This window comes from Streptacidiphilus alkalitolerans (assembly GCF_042511045.1).
GTDB lineage: Bacteria > Actinomycetota > Actinomycetes > Streptomycetales > Streptomycetaceae > Streptacidiphilus > Streptacidiphilus alkalitolerans.
In genome coordinates this window covers 91488-112451 of sequence record NZ_JBHEZX010000018.1, presented here as the reverse complement: position 1 = coordinate 112451, position 20964 = coordinate 91488, and the positions used below count along the sequence as shown (strand labels likewise).

18 protein-coding genes are annotated in these 20964 nt (G+C 73.7%); 11 read left to right on the top strand and 7 right to left on the bottom strand.

The features are described 5' to 3' along the window. Positions 1-115: 115 nt before the first annotated feature. On the top strand, positions 116-784 hold the full coding sequence (locus ACEZDG_RS31105; protein WP_380516055.1) for a TetR/AcrR family transcriptional regulator: 669 nt from the start codon (positions 116-118) through the stop codon (positions 782-784). On the opposite strand, the gene ACEZDG_RS31100 is transcribed toward ACEZDG_RS31105, so the two are convergent. Beyond that, entirely contained in the window at positions 762-1655 is an 894-nt protein-coding gene (locus ACEZDG_RS31100; RefSeq protein WP_380516053.1) for a hypothetical protein, read from the bottom strand. The genes ACEZDG_RS31105 and ACEZDG_RS31100 overlap by 23 nt on opposite strands. Positions 1656-1812: 157 nt before the next feature. On the opposite strand from ACEZDG_RS31100, the gene ACEZDG_RS31095 reads away from it, so the two are divergent. Continuing rightward, positions 1813-2943 (top strand): hypothetical protein, encoded by a 1131-nt coding sequence (locus tag ACEZDG_RS31095; protein WP_380516051.1) that lies wholly within the window; start codon positions 1813-1815, stop codon positions 2941-2943. A gap of 7 nt (positions 2944-2950) precedes the next feature. On the opposite strand, the gene ACEZDG_RS31090 is transcribed toward ACEZDG_RS31095, so the two are convergent. Beyond that, entirely contained in the window at positions 2951-4549 is a 1599-nt protein-coding gene (locus tag ACEZDG_RS31090) for a PucR family transcriptional regulator (RefSeq protein ID WP_380516049.1), read from the bottom strand. A gap of 129 nt (positions 4550-4678) precedes the next feature. On the opposite strand from ACEZDG_RS31090, the gene pruA reads away from it, so the two are divergent. Both pruA and ACEZDG_RS31080 read left to right on the top strand, forming a co-directional pair. Beyond that, on the top strand, positions 4679-6307 hold the full coding sequence (gene pruA, locus ACEZDG_RS31085) for an L-glutamate gamma-semialdehyde dehydrogenase (RefSeq protein WP_380516203.1): 1629 nt from the start codon (positions 4679-4681) through the stop codon (positions 6305-6307). Positions 6308-6363: 56 nt separating this feature from the next. Then, complete coding sequence (locus ACEZDG_RS31080) at positions 6364-7293, top strand: proline dehydrogenase family protein (protein ID WP_380516047.1); 930 nt, start codon at positions 6364-6366, stop codon at positions 7291-7293. A gap of 20 nt (positions 7294-7313) precedes the next feature. On the opposite strand, the gene ACEZDG_RS31075 is transcribed toward ACEZDG_RS31080, so the two are convergent. From ACEZDG_RS31075 to ACEZDG_RS31065, 3 genes are all read right to left on the bottom strand, one after another. Next, the gene (locus ACEZDG_RS31075; protein WP_380516044.1) at positions 7314-7982 is read right to left on the bottom strand and encodes a class I SAM-dependent methyltransferase; all 669 of its coding nucleotides are present in this window, start codon (positions 7980-7982) and stop codon (positions 7314-7316) included. A 14-nt stretch (positions 7983-7996) separates the two neighbouring features. Further along, entirely contained in the window at positions 7997-9289 is a 1293-nt protein-coding gene (locus tag ACEZDG_RS31070) for a TerD family protein (RefSeq protein ID WP_380516042.1), read from the bottom strand. A 124-nt stretch (positions 9290-9413) separates the two neighbouring features. Next, a complete protein-coding gene (locus ACEZDG_RS31065) occupies positions 9414-10229 on the bottom strand; it encodes an NAD-dependent epimerase/dehydratase family protein (RefSeq protein WP_380516040.1) in 816 nt (271 codons plus the stop codon). A 136-nt stretch (positions 10230-10365) separates the two neighbouring features. Here ACEZDG_RS31065 and ACEZDG_RS31060 point away from each other — a divergent pair, with 136 nt between their 5' ends. Continuing rightward, positions 10366-11307 (top strand): 5-dehydro-4-deoxyglucarate dehydratase, encoded by a 942-nt coding sequence (locus ACEZDG_RS31060; RefSeq protein ID WP_380516037.1) that lies wholly within the window; start codon positions 10366-10368, stop codon positions 11305-11307. A 14-nt stretch (positions 11308-11321) separates the two neighbouring features. Then, complete coding sequence (locus ACEZDG_RS31055) at positions 11322-12509, top strand: hypothetical protein (RefSeq protein ID WP_380516035.1); 1188 nt, start codon at positions 11322-11324, stop codon at positions 12507-12509. Between the two features lie 53 nt (positions 12510-12562). Here the strand turns inward: ACEZDG_RS31055 and ACEZDG_RS31050 are convergent, their stop codons facing one another. After that, on the bottom strand, positions 12563-13357 hold the full coding sequence (locus tag ACEZDG_RS31050) for an IclR family transcriptional regulator (protein ID WP_380516032.1): 795 nt from the start codon (positions 13355-13357) through the stop codon (positions 12563-12565). 118 nt (positions 13358-13475) lie between these two features. Between ACEZDG_RS31050 and ACEZDG_RS31045 the strand changes: the two genes are divergently transcribed. The 4 genes from ACEZDG_RS31045 to ACEZDG_RS31030 all read left to right on the top strand — a co-directional run bounded on the left by ACEZDG_RS31045 (position 13476) and on the right by ACEZDG_RS31030 (position 19362). Further along, positions 13476-15032: an aldehyde dehydrogenase (NADP(+)) gene (locus tag ACEZDG_RS31045; RefSeq protein WP_380516030.1), complete on the top strand. Its 1557-nt coding sequence runs from the start codon at positions 13476-13478 to the stop codon at positions 15030-15032. A 60-nt stretch (positions 15033-15092) separates the two neighbouring features. Then, positions 15093-17591, top strand: coding sequence for an aminopeptidase N (gene pepN, locus ACEZDG_RS31040; RefSeq protein WP_380516027.1), 2499 nt, complete (start codon positions 15093-15095; stop codon positions 17589-17591). Next, on the top strand, positions 17588-18685 hold the full coding sequence (locus ACEZDG_RS31035) for an amidohydrolase family protein (protein WP_380516025.1): 1098 nt from the start codon (positions 17588-17590) through the stop codon (positions 18683-18685). The genes pepN and ACEZDG_RS31035 overlap by 4 nt, the downstream gene beginning before the upstream one ends. A gap of 62 nt (positions 18686-18747) precedes the next feature. After that, positions 18748-19362, top strand: a complete 615-nt coding sequence (locus ACEZDG_RS31030; RefSeq protein ID WP_380516022.1) for a hypothetical protein — start codon at positions 18748-18750, stop codon at positions 19360-19362. Here ACEZDG_RS31030 and ACEZDG_RS31025 read toward each other — a convergent pair. Continuing rightward, the gene (locus ACEZDG_RS31025) at positions 19345-20043 is read right to left on the bottom strand and encodes a rhomboid-like protein (RefSeq protein ID WP_380516019.1); all 699 of its coding nucleotides are present in this window, start codon (positions 20041-20043) and stop codon (positions 19345-19347) included. The two genes, ACEZDG_RS31030 and ACEZDG_RS31025, sit on opposite strands and share 18 nt — an antisense overlap. A gap of 88 nt (positions 20044-20131) precedes the next feature. Here ACEZDG_RS31025 and ACEZDG_RS31020 point away from each other — a divergent pair, with 88 nt between their 5' ends. Continuing rightward, positions 20132-20809 (top strand): uracil-DNA glycosylase, encoded by a 678-nt coding sequence (locus tag ACEZDG_RS31020; RefSeq protein ID WP_380516016.1) that lies wholly within the window; start codon positions 20132-20134, stop codon positions 20807-20809. Positions 20810-20964: the final 155 nt, after the last annotated feature.

Below are 20964 nucleotides of genomic sequence, written 5' to 3'. Positions count from 1 at the left end.
TTAGTTAGTTAGCTGTGGTAGACAGGGACCATAGCCGCCAGGAGCTCTCCATGGAAGAGCCGAAACCAAGAGGTAACGTGGCGCGGGCAGGATCGGCGAAGGGGTGGACCGGACCATGGGGCGACCGAGTCGGGCGCTGCTCAGCAGGCAGGTGATAGCGCGGGCCGCGCTGGAGGTGGTGGACCACGCGGGGGCGGACGGGCTCACCATGCGCGCCCTGGCCGACCGGCTGGGGGTCAAGGCCGCCTCGCTCTACAACCATGTCACCGGCAAGGACGAGCTGCTGGACGCGCTGGCCGAACTGGTCAACCAGGAGATCGACCTCGCACCGCTGGCCGAGCCTGAGGACGGCGACTGGCGCCGGGGCCTCGCCGCCTACGCCCGCGGCTACCGCGCCGTGTTCCTGCGCCACCCCAACACCATCGCCCTGCTGGCCCGCCGCCGGGTCGAGGCGGAGGGCCAGCTGCGCGGCTACGACACCCTGCTGGCCGCGCTGGCCAGGGCCGGACTCTCCGCCGCCGACGCGGCCGAGGCCGCCGCCGCGCTGGACTACCTGGTGCTGGGCTCGGCGCTGGAGACCTTCACGGCCGGCTTCACCCGCGCCCCGGACGGCTACCGTCCGCACTACCCGGCCCTGGCCGACTCGCTGGAGGCGGCGGCCGGGCGGGGCGGCGGCCCGACCGGGCTGGACGAACGCGGATTCGAGCTGGCCCTGCGACTGCTGCTGGACGGACTCGGCGCCAGGGCCTCGGCCGCCGGGGCTACGGCTGTGCCGGGGGCGTGACGGTGACGCCGAACGGGGTGCGGTGCACCCCGCCGCAGTCCCAGGGGTTGGCGATGGTGAGCTCGCCGCCGCCGAGCACCGTGCCCGGCTCGACCCCGGGGTCCAGGGTCAGGTTGGGCCACTGGGCCTCGTCCCGCCAGACCAGCGGCGAGCCCTGGTAGTCGCAGCTGAGCCGGGCCCCGGTCGGGTCCGCGGTGCAGCCGTAGGGCAGCGGCGCGGTCCAGCGGGTGTGCTCCGGCGCGGTCATGGTGATCGCGGTGGTGCCCTGGTAGGCGTTGGACGGGCCCGCGTTGTGCTCCACCACACCGAAGTTGACGGTGGCTCCGGGCGCGGCGGAGACCGGCCCGTAGGTGCTGATGCCGAGGGCCACCACCGGGTCGCCGGTCACCACGTCGTAGGGCACCGTCGCGTGGTCGTCCCCGGTGAAGGAGGTGACGTCGCAGTGCTGGGTGGTGTTCGGCGGGTCCTCGGCGTGCACGTCCAGGGTCAGCACGGTGCCGGCGGTCGCCCCCGGGGCCAGCCCGGCCGGGACGGTGTACGAGCCGCCGGTGCCGAACAGGGTGAGGTCGGTGCCCGCCGGCGCGCTGATCGAGTTGGGCGCGGGCAGGTGCACCACCACCAGGGTGGAGGCGGCGGTCGGGACGTCACCCGTGTTGGTGACCCTGATGCCCAGGGACGGGGTGCTGCCCGGGGCCATCGGCGCCGCCGACCAGTCCAGGGCGATCCGGACCGGGCCGGTCGCGCTCGCCCCGGCGGGCGGGACGCACTGGTCCGGGTCCGGAGCGGGGGAGGCCGCCTGCGCCCGGGCCGGAAGCAGCAGGGCGGTACTGGCGAGCAGGACGGCGGCGGTCCGCCGGAGGAGTGTGGTCACGCCGTCACTGTCGGTATCATGGGCCCGTTCCTGCCAGTCGGGTGGTCCGGACGGAGTAGCGGCGCTCCGCTTGCGGCGGGTCCGACCCACTGCCCGGCGGGCATGAAGCTCCGTAGGCTTGAGTCGACGGCCTGGCGGACCTGAAGGGGGACTCGGCGTGCAGTTCAGGGGTGGAGGCTTCGAGGGGCCCCGCGACATCTGGCGGCAGACCGCCGAGGCGGACCTGCGGACCCTCGGCAGGCGGACCTTCCGCATCTACGGCCCGTCCGCGCCACTGCTCGACGCCCCGACCCTCGCCTCCTGGGAGCGCCGCGACAGCAAGCTGGTCAAGGTGGTCCTCTCGCACGGCAGCCTGTTCGCCGCCGAGGGACCCTATGTCGCGGTGCAGAGCGCGCTGACCGACTCCGGGTTCCGCACCCGCCCGCTGCAGGACATCATCGAGGACGAGCGCGACCGGCTGTTCGAACACGCGGGCATCGACGAGGGCGACGGCCCCGACCTGGCGGTGGAGTCCGAGCCCTGGTTCACCGTGGACGGCATCCCGATCCGGGCCGCGCTGCGCGGCGAGGGCCCGCTCTGGGCGGCCAGGTTCCAGGTCGGCGGTGCCGACAGCCCGCTGCGCAACCGCGGCGGCGAACCGGTCACCATCACGGTGACCGGCCGCGGCCTGGCCCCCGAACGGGTGGCCCTGCGCACCGTCGAGGACCTCCAGCCCTACGCCTTCGGACGCCAGGAGCGGCTGAACCAGCTGGCCGAGCGGCGGGAGCAGGTCCGGGCCGAGGCGCTGCCGGCCGCCGCCCCCGCCCCGGCCGGCCTGGACGCACACCGGCGGCTGATCGAGTTCTCGGTGCAGCACGCGTTGCGGGTGGAGGCCGCGGTCAGGGCCGGGCACCTGCCGCGCGAGCCGCGCGGCAACCGCACCGACCGGGGCGACCTCTGGGAGAGCGCGGTACGGCAGCAGATGCGGCTGGCCGGTGAGGACCGGGACGCCGCCAACGAGGCGGTGACCGCCCTGGTCAACCAGATGGTCCGGCTGGCCGAGAACGCCGCCTGGTTCCCCGGCACCGAGGACGGGCGGGCCGCCGTCGAGGAGAGCATCCGCTACACGGTCTTCGACAGCGAGGTGCCCAGCGTGGCCGCGCAGCGCGCCTGGCGCGCCGACTGGGTACGGGAGCTGCGCTCGCGCGAGGACGCCCATGAGCGGGCCCAGGCCCGGGAGCGGATGGTGGCCTCCTGGCTGGAGCAGTGGCAGAGCTGGCTGCTCGAACGCGCTGCCGCCAACAGCTGATGGAACGTCACTCCTCGGTCCTGGGAAGCCTCAGCTGCAGCATCGCCAGCAGCCGCTGCTCCGGGCTGCGCAGGTCGATCCCGGTCAGCTGTTCGGCGCGGCGGATCCGGTAGCGCACGGTGTTGGGGTGCACATGCAGCTCGTCGGCGGCCTCCCTGACATCGCCCAGGTGGTCCAGCCAGGCCAGCACCGAGGCGGCCAACTGGCCGCCCTGCTTGGTGTCCTGGGCCACCAGTGCGGTCAGCCGGGGGTCGCGCACCTCGGGGTTCGCGGCCAGCAGCGCCAGCAGCTCGCCGAGCAGCACCTCGGCCCGTACGTCCGGGAGCGCGGCCACGGCGGCGGTGATCCGGCCGGAGGCCATCGCGTCCAGCACCCGGTCCGCCTCGGCGCGTGAGGCCGGGGCGGCGGCCAGGGTCGGCACCACCCGTCCGACCGCGCCCCGGAGCGGGGCGGTGAGGTGGCCCCCGGCCGCGTCGGAGACCTCCTGGGCCCAGCCGCGCAGGACCTCGGGGGAGATGCCGCGCGGCAGTTCCGGCAGCAGCACGTAGACCCGGTCGCCGACCGGGGCGACCAGGGCGCTGCGGTGCCGGGCGGCGGCATGCACCGAGATCACATCCAGGGCCTCCGACCTGGTCGGACCGGTGCCCAGCGGCAGCGCGAAGCCCAGCACCGCGGCCGGGCGGCGGACGTCCAGGGACAGGTGGCCGGCCAGCGACTGCGGCCCGGCCGCCCCGTCCAGCAGCCCGGCCAGCAGGGTGCGGGTGAGCCGCAGGTCGGCGCTGAGCTCGCTGCGGCGGCGGACCAGGTGCAGCGCGGCGACCCGGGCCGCGCCCAGCAGCGCCCGGTCCGCCCGCTCGGCCAGCGGGTGCGAGCCCTCCTGCACCCAGATGGTGCCCAACTGCCTTTCGCCGGAACGGATCGCCACCACCAGCCGGCGGCGCAGCCCGAGCTCGGGATGGGCGTCGATGGCGACCACCGCGTCCAGGGTGCGCAGCCGCTGGAACACCCCCCACTCGCGCAGCTTGGACAGGTACGGCTCGGGCCCCTGCCAGCCGAGGATGGTGAGCCGGCGCAGGTCGTCCGCCTCGTCCGAGTCGGCCGAGCGGGAGTAGGCCAGGATCCGGTTGGCGCTGTCCTCGATGCTGACGATGCCGCCGGTCAGCACGGCGGTGGTCTGGGCCAGGCCGAACAGGTCGCCGCCCTCCGACTCCGGGTCGGGGCGGGCCGGGCTGCCCGCGGCGAGGGCGGCCCGGACCAGCGCGTCCAGATGGCCCCAGTGCGCCTCGGGGCGGACCGTGAGCAGCGCCACCCCGGCCTCCTCGGCGGCGGTCCGCAGCGCCTCCTGACTGCCGGCCGGGACCGGCTTCAGCGCCACCGCCGCGGCCCGGTCGCGTCCGGCCGCCCGCAGCACCGGGAGCGCGGCCCGGCCGCGCACGCCGAGGGCCAGCACCAGGTCGCCGGGACGGGCGGCGGGCGGGTCCTCCGGGTCCAGCAGGGTGATGCCGCGGACCACGGCGTCCAGGTCGGGCGCGTACTGCAGCTCGGCCAGCGGCTCGCCGAGGGACATCAGCAGCTGGCGCAGCGAGATTCCGTCGGCGGGTTCCACTGTGTCGCCCCTTGTCCGGTCGGCCAAGCCTGGACCATGGATCCTATCCGTTCGTCCACATCGGTGGACCGTCGCACGGGCCTAGCGTGCTGCGTGACAGAACTACCCGCTCAGAGGAGAACGCGCGTGTTGGACGCTGTGACCCGGATTCCCGCGCCGGTCAACGAGCCGGTGCACAGCTACGCCCCCGGCAGCGCGGAGCGCGCCCGGCTGGAGGCCGAGCTCAAGCGGCTCGGCGAGCAGGGGCCGGTCGAGCTGACCATGGCCGTCGGCGGGGTCCGCCGGCTCGGCCGGGGCGCGCCGGTCGACGTGGTCCAGCCGCACCGGCACGCCGCCGTCCTCGGCACCCTGCGCAACGCCACCCGCGAGGACGCCCAGGAGGCGGTGGACGCGGCCCTCGCGGCTGCTCCCGCCTGGCGGGCGCTGTCCTTCGACGACCGGGCCGCGATCTTCCTCAAGGCGGCCGACCTGCTGGCCGGGCCCTGGCGGGAGACCCTGGCCGCGGCGACCATGCTGGGCCAGTCCAAGACCGCGCAGCAGGCCGAGATCGACTGCCCCTGCGAGCTGGTCGACTTCTGGCGCTTCAACGTCCACTTCGCCCGGGAGATCCTGGCCGAGCAGCCGCAGTCCTCGCCCGGCGTCTGGAACCGCAGCGACCACCGGCCGCTGGAGGGCTTCGTCTACGCGATCACCCCCTTCAACTTCACCGCCATCGCCGGGAACCTGCCCACCGCGCCCGCGCTGATGGGCAACACCGTGGTCTGGAAGCCCTCGCCGACCCAGCAGTTCTCGGCGCACCTGCTGATGGACCTGCTGGAGGAGGCCGGGCTGCCGGCCGGGGTGATCAACATGGTCACCGGCGACGGACTCGCCGTCTCCGAGGTCGCGCTGACGCACCGTGACCTGGCCGGGATCCACTTCACCGGCTCCACCGCCACCTTCCAGCACCTCTGGGGGACGGTCGGCGCCAACATCGGCAACTACCGCAGCTACCCGCGGCTGGTCGGCGAGACCGGCGGCAAGGACTTCCTGGTCGCCCACCCCTCCGCCGACCCGGCGGTGCTGCGGACCGCGATGACCCGCGGGGCCTTCGAGTACCAGGGCCAGAAGTGCTCGGCGCTGTCCCGCGCCTACGTCCCGGCCTCGCTCTGGGCCGAGATCAAGGACGGCTTCAGGGACGAGGTGGAGCGGCTGAGCATGGGCGACGTCACCGACCTCGGCAACTTCATGAGCGCGGTCATCGACGCCCGCTCCTTCGCCAAGAACCGGGCCGCGATCGACCGCGCCACGGCCGACCCGCAGGTCGAGGTCCTGGCCGGCGGCAGCTACGACGACTCGGTCGGCTACTTCGTCCGGCCGACCGTGCTGGTCTGCGAGGACCCCTCGGCGGAGTACTTCCGCGAGGAGTACTTCGGCCCGGTGCTGTCCGTGCACGTCTACCAGGACGCCGACTACGAGGCGGTGCTGGAGCAGCTCGACTCGGTCTCCTCCTACGCCCTGACCGGCGCCGTGGTCGCCCGCGACCGCGCCGCCATCGCGCTGACCATGGAGAAGCTGCGCTTCGCCGCCGGGAACTTCTACATCAACGACAAGCCGACCGGGGCGGTCGTCGGCCAGCAGCCCTTCGGCGGCGGGCGGGCCTCCGGCACCAACGACAAGGCCGGGGCCGCGCAGAACCTGCTGCGCTGGACCTCGACCCGGTCCATCAAGGAGACCTTCGCGCCGCCGACGGACTTCCGCTACCCGCACATGGGCTGACCCTCCCTCAGCCCTCGCACCTCTCGTCCGCACCCCTCCTCCGCCTTGGAGTCGGCATGCTCCGCACCCCCCTGCTCGCCGCCGCCCGCTCGCCGCGCACCCGCGCCCTGGTCGAGCAGCTGCCGCCCACCCGGGCCCTGGTCCAGCGCTTCGTCGCGGGCGACACCCTGGACCAGGCCGTCGCCGTCACCGACGAACTCGTCGGCGCCGGCCGCCGGATCTCGCTGGACCACCTCGGCGAGGACACCAGCGACGCCGACCAGGCCGCGGCCACCGCGACCGCGTACGAGCGGCTGCTCGCCGCGCTGCGGGAGACCGGTCTGGCCGAGCGGGCGGAGGTGTCGGTCAAGCTCTCCGCGGTCGGCCAGTCGCTGGCCAGGGACGGCGAGCGGATCGCGCTCGACAACGCCCGCCGCATCTGCGAGGCCGCGGCTGTGGCGGGCACCACGGTGACCCTGGACATGGAGGACCACACCACCACCGACTCCACCCTGGGCATCGCCCGCGAGCTGCGCGCCGACTTCCCCTGGCTGGGCGTGGTGCTGCAGGCGTACCTGCACCGCACCGAGGCCGACTGCGCGGACCTGGCCGGGGCGGGCTCGCGGGTCCGGCTCTGCAAGGGCGCCTACCAGGAGCCCGCCTCGGTGGCCCACCAGGCCAAGGCCGAGGTGGACCGCGCCTACGTGCGCTGCCTGAAGACGCTGATGCAGGGCGAGGGCTACCCCATGGTCGCCTCGCACGACCCCCGGCTGATCCGGATCGCCGGGCAACTGGCGCAGTGGCAGGAGCGCAAGGCCGACACCTTCGAGTACCAGATGCTCTACGGGATCCGCCCGGAGGAGCAGCAGCGGCTGGTCGACACCGGCGCCACCATGCGCATCTACCTCCCCTACGGCGGCGAGTGGTACGGCTACTTCATGCGCCGGCTGGCGGAACGCCCGGCCAACCTCGCCTTCTTCCTCCGCGCCCTGGCGACGCGTAACTGACGGGCCGGCCGGGCCGGGGGTCAGCCCCGGCGGGCCCTGGCGGCCAGCACGATCGGGGTGGGCGTACCGGTCTCGGCAAACTGTTCGAACGTCAGACCGGCTGCCAGGAAGGCGTTCAGCAGCGCAGGGAGCGGCAGGTGGGTGGCGCCGACCTTGTCGCGGACGCCGTGGGCGGTCCAGGACTTCTTCGTCCAGGCGCCGTCGAGGTAGCCGGGGCCGATCACCACGGCCTCCGGGTCGGCCCGGTCGGCGAAGCCCCCGCAGAAGCAGGGGTGGACGCCGACGTGGACGAACACCCCGCCGGGGCGCAGCACCCGGGCCGCCTCGCGCAGCACCGCCGGGTAGGCGGGCATGTCGGTGTGCACCATCATCGCGATGGCGGCGGAGACGGACCCGTCCCGGAACGGCAGCCGGGCGGCGTCGGCGCGGGCGACCGGGAGCCGGCCGTCCGCGTACCGCAGCATCCCGGCCGAGAGGTCGACCCCGACCGGGGTCCAGCCCAGCTCACGGACCTGGGCGGCGTGCACGCCGGTCCCGCAGCCGATCTCCAGGCAGGTGCCGCCGCTGCCGGTGCCCAGCAGCTCGCGCAGCACCGGGCCGAGGCTGAGCGGGCTGCCGTCGGTGACCGGGCCGCCGAGGAACTCCTGCTCGTACCAGTCCGCGATCCCGTCGTACGCCGCCGTCGTCATGGCTCCCGCCGGGGTCAGAGGGCCTTGGCGGCGGGTTTGACCATGCCGCGGGCGCTCTTGGCGTCGTGGTACTCCTCGAGGGCGGTCATCACCCACTCGCCGGTCTGCATCTTGACCAGCTTGCACATCAGCACACCGGTGCGGGCCTCGGCGTGGGTCAGGTCGAAGCGGACCAGCTCGGCGTTGGTACTGCCGTCGAGCAGGCGGCAGTAGGCCTTGGCGACATCGGTGAACTTCTGTCCGGAGAAGGAGTTCACCATGAACACCAGCCCGGTGGCCTGCGGCGGCAGGTTCTGCAGGTGGACGCTGATCACCTCGTCGTCGCCGGAGCCGGCGCCGGTGAGGTTGTCGCCGTGGTGCTGGATGGCGCCGTTGAACGCCTGCAGGTGCATGAACCAGGCCTTCTCCAGCTCCTTGCGGTTGCTGTCGAAGGCGATGACGCTGGCGTCCAGGTCGACGGCGCGACCGCCGTAGGCGGGCTCCCAGCCGAGGCCCATCTTCACCGAGGAGAGGAACGGACGGCCGTCCTTGACCAGGGAGACCGAGCCGCCCTTGGTGAGCGAGACCCGGCCCTTGTCGAGGGTGACCTTGCCCGAGCCCGCGGCGGCCGGGGCCGGTGCGGCGGCGGGCGGCGCGTAGACGGGCGGCGTCGGCGGCGGGTACGCGGGCGGGGCCGACGGCGGCGCGTAGGCGGGCGGGGCCTGGGGCGTGTAGGCGGGCGGGGCCGGCGGGGTGATCCGCCAGTCCTCCGGCTCCGGCTGGGTGAACGGGTTCGGCGGCGCCGGCGGCTGGACGGCCGCGGGGGCGGCCTGCGCGGGCTCGTCCTCGACGTCGATGCCGAAGTCGATGGCGATACCGGCCAGGCCGTTGGCGTAGCCCTGGCCGACCGCGCGCAGCTTCCACTCGCCCGCCCGCCGGTACAGCTCGACCACGATCAGCGCGGTCTCGCTGGTCAACCGGGGCGGGGTGAAGGTCGCCAGCACCGCGCCGCCGTTGAGGTCGGTGACGGTGGCGGTCGGCTCGGTCCCGGCGAAGGTGGCCCGGCGGTCGTCCAGGCTGGCCGTGATCACGATCTTCTCGATGTCGGCGGGCACCCCGCCGGTGTCCACGGTGATGCCGGCCTGGCTGTAGCTGACGCCGGGGCCGTTGGGCGCGTTGAAGAAGATCAGGTCGTTGTCCGAGCGGACCTTTCCGCCGGCCGCGAGCAGCAGCGCCGACACGTCGAGCTGCTTGGCCGCGGCGACCGCGACACTGACGCGGGTGCTGGTCAACGGGGTATTGCCGCCGGGCGTGAGGACTGCGGTCACGGTCGATCTCCCAGGGACGCACGATGGCCGGATCTGCACCCGGACGCCTACGGGACCAACCGTAACCGCAGTGGACGCCGCACAGGCGTCATCGGACGAAAGACTCCGGCCGGAAAGATTCCGGCTAGAACGACTCCGGTTGGACCGTGGTGAAGGCGCCGCCCAGCCAGTCGTACTCGGGCGTGCCGGGGAGCAGTTCGCCGTGCTCGGCGATGACCTCGGCGGCGTACACCTCGGAGTCGTCCTGCGGCTCGAAGCCGAGGGCCCGGGCCGGGGCCGGGTCCCACCAGCCGCGGGTGTTGGCGGAGGTGCCGTAGACCACGGTGTGGCGCACGTCGGGGGCGGTCAGCGCGGCGTGCATCAGCCGGGCGCAGTCGGCCGGGCTGAGCCAGGTCTCCAGCATCCGGGTGTTCCTGGGCACGGCGAAGCAGGAGCCGATCCGGATCGAGACCGTCTCTACGCCGTACTTGTCGGCGTAGAGCGAGGCCAGGGCCTCCCCGAAGCACTTGGACACGCCGTAGAAGGTGTCCGGGCGGTAGGGCGTCTCCACCGGCAGCAGGTGCTTCTTGTCCTGCGGGTGCTCCGGGCGGGGGGTGAAGCCGACGGCGTGGTTGCTGCTGGCGAAGACCACCCGGCGGACGCCCTCGGCGCGGACCGCCTCGTAGAGGTTGTAGGCGCCCTCGACATTGGCGGCGAGGATGTTGTCGAAGGTGTTCTCCAGCGAGAGTCCGCCCAGGTGGATCACGGCGTCCACGCCGCGGACGGCCTCCCGGACGGCGGCCCGGTCGGCGAGGTCCACCGCGAGCGCGTCGGGCGCGCCGTCCACCGGGACCAGGTCGCTGAGGCGCAAGGTGTAGCCGTAGCCGGGGAGGCTCTCCCTGAGGAAGGTGCCGACCCCTCCGGCGGCGCCGGTCAGGAGCACGTGCTTCGGGGTGGTCATCGGTGGCCTCCGGGCTTCCGGCGTGCAGAGAAGAAGATTGAACAAGAATGTGGATCGTATTCACATATATGGCTAGCCTAGGAGTCGCTGCATCATGCAGTCAACAACCTCAGCAGCCCACCAGGGAGAACGACACATGCCGGACCGCGCCGCCCCGCCCCTCGCCGACCGGCTGAACGGCCTCCTCTTCTTCCCGGTCACCCCGTTCGCGCCGGACGGCTCGCTCGACCTGGACGCCCTCCGCACCCACGTCCGCACCGGGGTCGACGGCGGCGCGGGCGCGGTCTTCGCCGCCTGCGGCACCGGCGAGTACCACGCGCTCGACCTGGACGAGTACGAGGCCGTGATCACCACCGCGGTCGAGGCCGCCGGCGGACGGGTGCCCGTGGTCGCCGGTGTCGGCCACGGCACCGCGCTGGCCAAGCACTTCACCGCCCGGGCCGGCCGGGCCGGCGCGGACGGACTGCTGGTGCTGCCGCCCTACCTGGTCACCGCCGACCAGGACGGGCTGCTGCGGCACTTCGCCGAGATCGCCGCCTCCACCGACCTGGACCTGATCGTCTATCAGCGGGACAACGCCGTGCTCACCCCGGAGTCGGTGGTCAGGCTGTCGACGCTGAAGCAGGTCATCGGCATCAAGGACGGCTGCGGCGACCTCGACCTGATGCAGCGGATCATCAGCGCGATGCGCACCGAGGTGCCCGAGCGGCGCTTCCTCTACTTCAACGGCCTGCCGACGGCGGAACTCACCGGGCTCGCCTACCGGGGGATCGGCGTGACGCTGTACTCCTCCGCCGTCTACTGCTTCGCGCCGGACATCGCGCTGGCCTTCCACGGCGCGCTGCTCGGCGGCGACGACGCGGTGGTGAACGCGCTGCTGGACGGCTTCTACCGGCCGCTGGTGGAACTGCGCAACCAGGGCCGGGGCTACGCCGTGTCGCTGGTCAAGGCGGGGGTCCGGCTGCAGGGCCTGGAGGTCGGCGGGGTGCGCCCGCCGCTGTCCGAGCCGGCCCCGCAGCACATCAAGGACCTGGCCGAGCTGATCGAGCGCGGGCGAGCACTGCTCGCGGGGAAGTGAGAGCAGTGATCTCGATGCGTAGCAGTGCTTTCCTCTACCCCTGGGACGTCCTCGGCGACCCGGACGCCCCCGCACGGCTCGCCGACCTGGGTCTTGACGGCGTCACCCTGGCCTCCGCGTACCACAGCACTCGGGCGCTGACGCCGCGTCACCCGCGTACCAGGATCGTCACCGCACCGTACGCCGCCGTCTACTACCCGCCGTCCGAGGCGCACTGGGCCGGGGCGGCGCTGCGGCCCTACCCGCAGGGGTGGTTGGACAGCCCCGACGCCTGGGGCGAGGCCGCGGAGGCGCTGCGCGCGGCCGGGTTGGAGGTGGCCAGCTGGGTGGTGCTGGCGCACAACTCCCGGCTGGGCGGCGAGAATCCGGACAGCACGGTGCGGAACGCCTACGGCGACCGCTACCCCTGGGCGCTCTGCGTCGCCCGTCCCGAGGTGGTCGCCTACTGCGCCGCGCTCGCGGCCGAGGCGGGGCCGCGACCGGGCGCGGTGGGCACCGAGCTGGAGTCCTGCGGCTGGTACGGCCTGGCGCATCTGCACGCCCACGACAAGATCGGCGGGGTGCCGCTGGACGGCGCGGCGCAGTACCTGATGTCGCTCTGCTTCTGCGACGTCTGCGCGGCGGCGTATGCGGCGGCGGGCGTACCGGACCTGGCCGCGGCGGTGCGGGCGGCGCTGGCGCCGGTGTGGGCGGGGAAGGCCGAGCGGGTCGGGGGGGAGTGGGGCGGGGTGGAGCAGCTGCTCGGCCCGGAGCTTGCTGCGCTGACGCTCCGTTACCGGCAGGAGCGGGCGCGGGCGGTGCAGGGGGCGTGTGTCGCGGCGGTGCGGGCCGCCGCCGGCGGGGTTGCCGGCGCGGACTTCCGGATCCTGCTGCACGCGGATCCGGCCTCGCACCGGGTCGGCGCCAATGTCGGCGTCGAGGCGGAGTGGCTGCTGGGTGACGTCTCCACGGGCGGTGGGGGCGCGGACGGCCTGGTGCTGCCGTGCACCGGCTCGACCGCGACCCTGGACGCCGCCCCGAGGCTGGCCGGGCGGACCCTGGCGGCGAATCTGACCGTGGTCACCGGGATGGGCGGCGACCCGCACGCCGCGGTTCCGGCCGGGGCCGACGAACTCCGGCTCTACCACGCGGGCCTGGCGTCGGACGCGGACCTGGCCGCACTCCGCGGGCGGTTGCGGGGCGCGGAGGTGCAGACGGCGTAGGGAGCGCACCGCAGCGGGGGTGTCGGCAGTCGGCCGCGCCCCCGCTACTGGGGCTAGAGGTGGCGGGTGGCGAGGGTGAGTCGGTCGCGGGCGTCGAAGAGGGCGTCGCGGATCATCTGCTCGCGGCCCGGGGTGAGCCGGGCGACCGGGACCGAGCAGCTGACGGCGTCGCGGGCCGGGGTGCGGTACGGGATGGCGATGCCGAAGCAGCGCAGCCCGACCGTGTTCTCCTCGGCGTCGATGGAGTAGCCGCGTTCGCGGATCGCGTGCAGGTCCTCGATCAGCGCGTCCACGTCGGTGTGGCTGTGCTCGGTGAGCGGCTCCAGCTTGGCCGGGAGCAGCTTGCGCACCTCCTCGTCGGTGTAGGTGGCGAGCAGCGCCTTGCCCAGCGAGGTGGAGTGGGCCGGCAGCCGGCGGCCGACCCGGGTGAAGGGCCGCAGGTAGTGCTGGGACTGCCGGGTGGCCAGGTAGATCACGTCGGAGCCGTCCAGCCGGGCCAGGTGGATGGTCTCGGTGGTGTCGTCGGCGAGCCGGTCCAGGGTGGCCTTGGCCGCGGCGACGACCTCGTCGCCGTCGATGTAGGAGGTGCCGACCAGCAGCGCGCGGACGCCGATGCCGTACCGGGTGCCGGTGGACTCGGTCTCGACCCAGCCCAGTTCCACCAGGGTGCGCAGCAGCATGTAGAGGCTGCTCTTGGGGTAGCCCACGGCCTCCTGCACCTCGGCCAGGCTGTGCATGCCGGGGCGGCCCGCGAAGTACTCCAGCAGTTCGACGGTGCGGACGGCCGACTTGACCTGGGCGCCGCCCGCGTCGGCCGCGGACGTACGCAGAGGGGAGGTCTGGGGCATCGGGGTTGACCCCTTTTCTAGGCGGGACGTATTGTCGAGATTGTTCAGCATACTGGACAGCGTTCAGCATATGGAATGCTTTCTGTATGGAGCCCGCCGGTCATGGAGGCCACCCCAGATGAACACCACTCCAGTGTGGAGCGTCGACGCCCGTACCGGTGCCCGGACGGCGCAGGTCACGGTCGAAGCGAGCACGGAAGGTGTCGATGATGCCGTACGGGCGGCCCACGCCGCCCACCCCGCGCTGGCCGACCGGACCAGGCGGGCGGCCTTCCTCCGCGCCGCCGCGGACCGGATCGAGGCGCACGGGGCGGAGCTGATCGCGACCGCCGACGCGGAGACCGCGCTCGGCACCGGGCGGCTGACCGGTGAACTGGCCCGGACCAGCTTCCAGCTGCGGGCCTTCGCCGCGGTCGTGGACGAGGGCGCGTTCCTGGACGTGGTGATCGACCACGCGGACCCGCAGGCCGCGCCCGCTCCGCGTCCCGACCTGCGGCGCTGGAAGGTGCCGGTCGGGGTGGTCGCGGTGTTCGCGGCGAGCAACTTCCCCTTCGCCTTCAGCGTCCCCGGCGGTGACACCGCGAGCGCGCTGGCGGCCGGCTGCGCGGTGGTGGTGAAGGCGCACCCGGACCACCCCGCCACCAGCGAGCTCGCGGCCAAGGCGCTGCGCGAGGGCGCGGAGGCGGTCGGACTGCCCGCCGACGTGGTCCGGCTGGTGCACGGACGGCAGGCCGGGGTGGACCTGGTTCAGCACCCGCTGGTCAGCGCGGCCGGGTTCACCGGCTCGATCGCCGGCGGTCGGGCCCTGTACGACCTGGCAGCCGCCCGGCCCAACCCGATCCCGTTCCACGGCGAGCTGGGCAGCCTCAACCCGGTCGTGGTGACCGAGGCCGCCGCGGCCGAGCGGGCCGAGGAGATCGGCGCCGGGCTGGCCGGCTCCTTCACCCTGGGCATGGGGCAGTTCTGCACCAAGCCGGGTCTGGTCCTGGTCCCGGCGGGCGAGGCCGGGGATCGGCTGGAGAAGGCGCTCACGGCCGGGGCCGGCGACGCCGCCTCCGGGGCGCTGCTGGACGCGCGGATGCGGGACGGCTTCCTGGCCGGCTTCGCCGCGCGGGCCGGGCTGCCCGGTGTCAGCGCGCCGGTGGGGGCGGGCGAGGACGGCTACGCGGTACGGCCCGGCTATCTGACCGTCCCGGCCGCGCTGCTGGCGGACGGCGCGGCGGGCGCTGACAGCGGTGACGGCGGTGACGACGCGTACGGGCTGCTGCTGGAGGAGTGCTTCGGGCCGGTCACCGTGGTGGTGCGCTACACCGGCGCGGCGGAGGTGGAGGCGGTGCTCGGGCGGCTCCCCGGCAATCTGACCGCCACCCTGCACGCCGAGCCGGGGGAGCCCGGCTCGGCCGAGCTGCTGGCCCGGCTCACCCCGCTGGCCGGACGGATCCTCTTCGGCGGCTGGCCGACCGGCGTCGCGGTCGCCCCGGCGATGCAGCACGGCGGCCCGTACCCGGCCACCACCAGCACCAGCACCTCGGTGGGCGGCACGGCGATCGAGCGCTGGCTGCGCCCGGTGGCCTACCAGAGCGTGCCGCAGGCGCTGCTCCCGGTGGAGCTGCGGGACGGCGACGGCGCGGACGGCGGCGTACCGCGGCGCGTGGACGGCGTACTGGAGCGGTAGCTCCGGCCGGTGCCGGGAGTCGGGTGACGAGCGGCGCGAGTCAGTGGCAGCATGATCTGCATGCCCGCACTGACTCGCGCCGAAGCCGTCGAACGCCGCCGCCTGCTGAATGTCCGCAGCAGCACCGTTGAACTGGACCTCACCCAGGGGGACGAGGTCTTCGGGTCCGTGACGGTGATCAGGTTCGCCTGCACCGCACCCGGGGCGAGCAGCTTCGTCGACGTGAAGCCGCGCACCCTGCTCCGCGCCGTGCTGAACGGGCAGCAGCTGGACCCGTCCGCGCTCGACGACGGGCGGCTGCCGCTGGACGGGCTGGCCGCCGAGAACGAGCTGCTGGTCGAGGCCGAGATGGCCTACTCGCGCACCGGCGAGGGGATGCACCGCTTCGTCGACCCCGCCGACGGCGAGGCCTATGTCTACTCGCAGGCCTTCCTGGACGACGGCCCGCGCTTCTTCGCCGGCTTCGACCAGCCCGACCTGAAGGCCGCGTACCAGGTGAGCGTCACCGCTCCGGAGGAGTGGACCGTCGTCGGCAACAGCCTGGCGGTACGGCAGGAGGGCGGGCGCTGGGTGTTCGCGCCGACCCCGGCGATCAGCAGCTACCTGGTCGCCGTGGTCGCGGGCCCGCTGCACAGCGTCGTCTCCGAGCACGACGGCATCCCGCTCGGCCTGCACTGCCGCCGCTCGCTCGCGGACCACCTGGAGACGGACGCCGAGGAGATCCTGGAGATCACCCGGCGCAGCTTCGACCACTACCACCGGGTGTTCGACCAGCGGTTCCCCTTCGACTCCTACGACCAGTGCTTCGTCCCGGAGTTCAACGCCGGGGCGATGGAGAACCCCGGCTGCGTGACCTTCCGCGACGAGTTCGTCTTCCGCTCGGCGGTCACCAGCACCCAGCGCGAGGAGCGGGCGATGGTGGTCGCCCACGAGATGGCGCACATGTGGTTCGGCGACCTGGTCACCATGCGCTGGTGGGACGACCTGTGGCTGAACGAGTCCTTCGCCGAGTACCTGGCCTACGAGGTGGTCTCCGCCTCCACCCGGTTCACCGGCGCCTGGACCGGCTACGCCGCCGGGCGCAAGTCCTGGGGCTGCGAGGCGGACCAGCGTCCTTCCACCCACCCGGTCGCGCCGGAGGCGGTCGAGGACACCGCCCAGGCACTGCAGAACTTCGACGGCATCAGCTACTCCAAGGGCGCCTCCGCGCTGCGCCAACTGGTGGCCTGGCTCGGCGAGGAGGCGTTCTACAAGGGCGTCAACGCGCACTTCGCCAAGCACGCCTACGGCAACGCGGCCCTGGCCGACCTGCTGGAGGCGCTGGGCGCGGCGAGCGGCCGGGACGTGGACAGCTGGGCCGAGCGCTGGCTGCGCACCAGCGGCATGGACACCCTGCGGGTGGACGAGGGACGGCTGCTGCAGACCTCCGCAGACGGCGAGCTGCGTCCGCACCTGATCACCGCCGCCGCCTACGAGCGTTCCCCGGTGGGCCAGTTGGTGCTGCGCGGACGGCGGTCCTACGACCTCGCGGCCGAGCCCGAGCACCCGTTCGAGCAACCGGCTCCGGGTGAGCCCGACCTGCTGCTGCTCAATGACACCGACCTGGGCTTCGTCAAGATCCGCTTCGACGAGCGCTCCTGGCAGACCGTCCGCGAATCGCTGGGCGCGATCCCGGAGGAGCTGGCGAGAGCAGTGCTCTGGAACGCGGCCAGGGATCTCGTCAGGGACGGCGAGCTGAGCCCGGTCGAGTACCTGGAGCTGGTCGCCGCCCAGCTGCCCGGCGAGGAGTCGGTGCACCTGGTGCAGTCGGTGCTCGGCTTCGCCCGGCACACCGTGGTGGACGAGTACCTGACGCCCGATCAGCGCCCGGCCGGGCTGGCGCTGCTGGCCGAGGTCGGCCGCGACCTGATCCGCAGGACCGAGGGCGGCCCGGACGAGAGCGGGCTGCGCCTGGTCGCCGTACGGGCCCTGACCAGCGCCTCGTCCACCCCGGCCGAACTGGCGGTGCTGCAGTCCTGGCGCGAGGAGGGCGGCGTCCCCGGCGGCCCGCAGCTGGACCCGGAGCTGAGCTGGGCACTGCTGCTGCGGCTGTGCGTGCTCGGCGCGGCCGGCGAGGACGAGATCGCCGCCGAACTGACCCGCGACCCCAGCGCGACCGGGCAGGAGGGAGCCGCCCGGTGCCGGGCCGCGCTGCCCGACCCGGCGGCCAAGGAGGCGGCCTGGACCGCGCTGTTCGAGAGCGACCTCTCCAACTACCTGGTCGCCGCGACCGCGCAGGGCTTCTGGCAGGCCGATCAGGCCGAACTGCTGGGCGACCGCCCGCAGCGCTACTTCGCCGCGGTGGTCGCGGCGGCGGAACGCCGCGGGCCCGCCCTCGGCCGGGTGCTCGGCCACCACGGCTTCCCGGCCTACGCCGCCACCGAGGCCACGGTCGCCGCCGCCGAGGAGTGCCTGGCCAGGACGGATCTGACGGCGGCGCTGCGCCGGGCGCTGGCGGACCGGCTGGACGACCTGCGCCGGGCCGTCGCGGCGCGCGCGGCGGCGGGGACGGCGGCGTGAGCGCCGGGGTGCTGCATGTGCGGGGCCGGATCCTGGTCGGGCCGGAGGAGGTGCGGGACGAGCTGTGGGTGGTCGGCGGCCGGGTGACCTACGACCGGCCCACCGGGGCCGGGGCCGGGAATGACGTTCGCACGGTGCGCGGCTGGGCGCTGCCGGGCCTGGTCGACGCCCACTGCCACGTCGGCCTGGACGCCCACGGCGCGGTGGACGCCGACGTCAGCGAGAAGCAGGCGCTGACCGACCGCGACACCGGCACCCTGCTGCTGCGCGACGCCGGCTCCCCGTCCGACACCCGCTGGGTGGACGACCGGGAGGACCTGCCGCGGATCATCCGGGCCGGACGCCACATCGCCCGCACCCGCCGCTACATCCGCAACTTCGCCCATGAGATCGAGCCCGGCGACCTGGCCGCCTACGTCCGGCAGGAGGCGCGGCGCGGCGACGGCTGGGTGAAACTGGTCGGCGACTGGATCGACCGGGCGACCGGCGACCTCGCCCCCTGCTGGCCGCGCTGGGCGCTGGACGAGGCGATGGCCGCCGCGCACGCCGAGGGGGCGCGGGTCACCGCGCACGTCTTCGGCGAGGAGTCGCTGGCGGACCTGGTGGCGGCCGGGATCGACTGCGTGGAGCACGCCACCGGGCTGACCGCGGAGACCGTGCCGCTGTTCGCCGAGCGCGGGGTGGCGATCGTCCCGACCCTGGTCAACATCGCCACCTTCCCCTCGATCGCGGCCGGCGGCGAGGCCAAGTTCCCTTTGTACGCACGGCACATGAGGGAGCTTCACCGTACCCGCTACGCCACCGTCGCGGCGGCCCACGAGGCCGGGATCCCGGTCTTCGTGGGCACCGACGCGGGCGGTTCGCTGCCGCACGGCCTGGTCGCCGCGGAGGTGGCCGAACTGGTCCGGGCCGGGCTGACGCCGCTGGCCGCGCTGTCGGCGGCGAGCTGGTCCGCGCGGGAGTGGCTGGGGCGGCCGGGTCTGGCCGAGGGCGCCCCCGCCGACCTGGTGGTCTACCCGGAGGACCCGCGCGCGGACGTCCGGGTGCTGGCCGACCCGCACTGCGTGGTGCTGCGCGGAGTCGCGCTCGGGTAGTCCGCTACAGTTCGCGCAGCGTTCCGGCGGTAGAGGCCGTCGGACAGGGGCGGGAGCATGGAATGAACATACGGTTGGCGGTCCATCTGGCCATCTCCATGGTGCTGGGGCTGGCCCTGGCCCTCTACGGGCTGTTCCTGGCGGGGCCGTTCGGTGCGCTGCTCGGCCTGGTGCTCTGGTTCTTCGTGGAGAACCTGGTCAAGGCGCTGCTGCCGGTGTCCTACCTGTCGTCGGCGCCGGGCGCGCAGGCAACCTCCGCCATGTACCGGGGCTGGGCCCCCCGGCTGTTCGCCTCGCTCGGCCTGTACCGCTCCCGGAACGCCGCGGGCGACGCGGCCAGGCTGGCCGCCGGAGTCCGGCTCGGCGTGCTGACCTTCGGGAACCACGACGGCAGCCAGACCTTGGGGTACCTGGTCCTGCGGCGGCAGCAGGACGGGCAGACCGGGGCCGCCTGGCGCAGGCGGGGCAAGCAGTTCTCGGACCGGCCGATCAAGGGCCCGCTGGTGCCGGCCGTCCGTCCGGGCCGGGAGCAGCAGAACTCGATGCAGGCCAGGATGGGGTTCACCGTCTCGGTCGAGCTGGGCGGAAGCTCCTACTGGGTCCGTTCCTCCGACGCCGAGCTGCTCGGCCTGGTGTTTCCGGCCGCGTCGGCCCCGGCCTCAGCGGCGGCGCAGTGAGCGCAGCCAGCTGGTCGGGTTCCAGGCCGGGCCCCGGCCCCTGGTGAGCGGGTAGCAGGCGAGGCCGAGCAGGGCGGCGGTGAGGTGGCCGACGTCGGTGAAGGTGCGGCCGTGGACCAGGGCGGAGCCGTACCAGAGCAGGACGGCGGCCAGGTAGCACCAGCGCCAGGGGCCGGCCAGCCGGTGGAACAGCACCGCCTGGACCCCTGCCAGTGCGTAACTCACGCCCACGTCAAGGGTGTTGACGGCGGAGGCCGGGGCGTTGCCGTTCCTGATCGCCCAGTAGAGCACGCCCTCGCTGAGGTAGGTGGCGCCGACGTGGGAGACCACGACGACGCCGAGCCAGCGCCGGGTGCCGAGCCAGCGCTCGGCCGGGACGTGGAAGATGTTGTAGAGCACGAAGTAGCCGAACCAGCCGCCGCCGTCCAGCCAGAACGCGCTGCCGATGAGCACCCGGATCGGCCGGGTGGACAGCTCGTGCAGATTGGTGGAGCGCTGGCGCAGGAACTCGTCCCGGAACTCCGGGCTGATGTGGCCGATCACCTGGGTGGTGACCGCCAGTGCGACCAGCCAGAGGAAGGTGCCCGGCGCCCGCCGGACGTAGGCCCACTCCTTGGACAGCGCCCCGCCGAGGAGGCGCCGTCGCCGACGCGGGGGCTTTGCTGCCGAGGGAGCGTCCATGGGGTGATTCTGTCCCGCTTCGAGGGGAATGTCGCGGATGCGGGTGCGCGTGGATCGGAGGCGGCGTGAGCCGTTAGAGTGACGGACCATGGCTGCGCGTCCCTTGAGCGAGATCGTTGAACCCGGCTGGGCGAAGGCCCTGGAGCCGGTGGCCGGGCAGGTCGCCGCGATGGGGGACTTCCTCCGGGCCGAGATCGGGGCGGGGCGGACCTACCTCCCGCCGGGGCCGCAGGTGCTGCGGGCCTTCCAGCAGCCGTTCGACGAGGTGCGGGTGCTGATCATGGGTCAGGACCCCTATCCGACGCCGGGCCACGCGGTCGGGCTGAGCTTCTCGGTCGCGCCCGAGGTCCGCCCGCTGCCGGGGAGCCTGGTCAACATCTTCCAGGAGTACCAGCAGGACCTGGGCCTGCCCGCGCCGACCAACGGCGATCTGACGCCGTGGACCCGGCAGGGGGTGCTGCTGCTGAACCGGGCGCTGACCACCGCGCCGGGGCGGCCCGCGGCGCACCGGGGCAAGGGTTGGGAGGCGGTCACCGAGCAGGCGATCCGGGCCCTGGTGGCGCGGGGGCCGGCGCTGGTGGCGATCCTCTGGGGCCGGGACGCCCGCAATCTGCGCCCGCTGCTGGGCCCGGCGCCCTGCCTGGAGGCGGCCCACCCCAGCCCGATGTCGGCGGACCGCGGCTTCTTCGGATCCCGGCCGTTCAGCCGGGCCAATGAGCTGCTGCAACGGCAGGGCGCGCAGCCGATTGACTGGCGCCTCTCCTGAGCTGGGCGGTACTGAAGTGAACCCTGAGGTTCTGTCACTCGTTCGGGTGAACTGACTCTCTGTGCATCCAAAGTGACGCATGGTTCGTAAAGATGGGCTGCATCCGAGATCGCGTCCGGGCTCTCCGTAACAGGGGGTGAGCGCCTGGCCGTTTC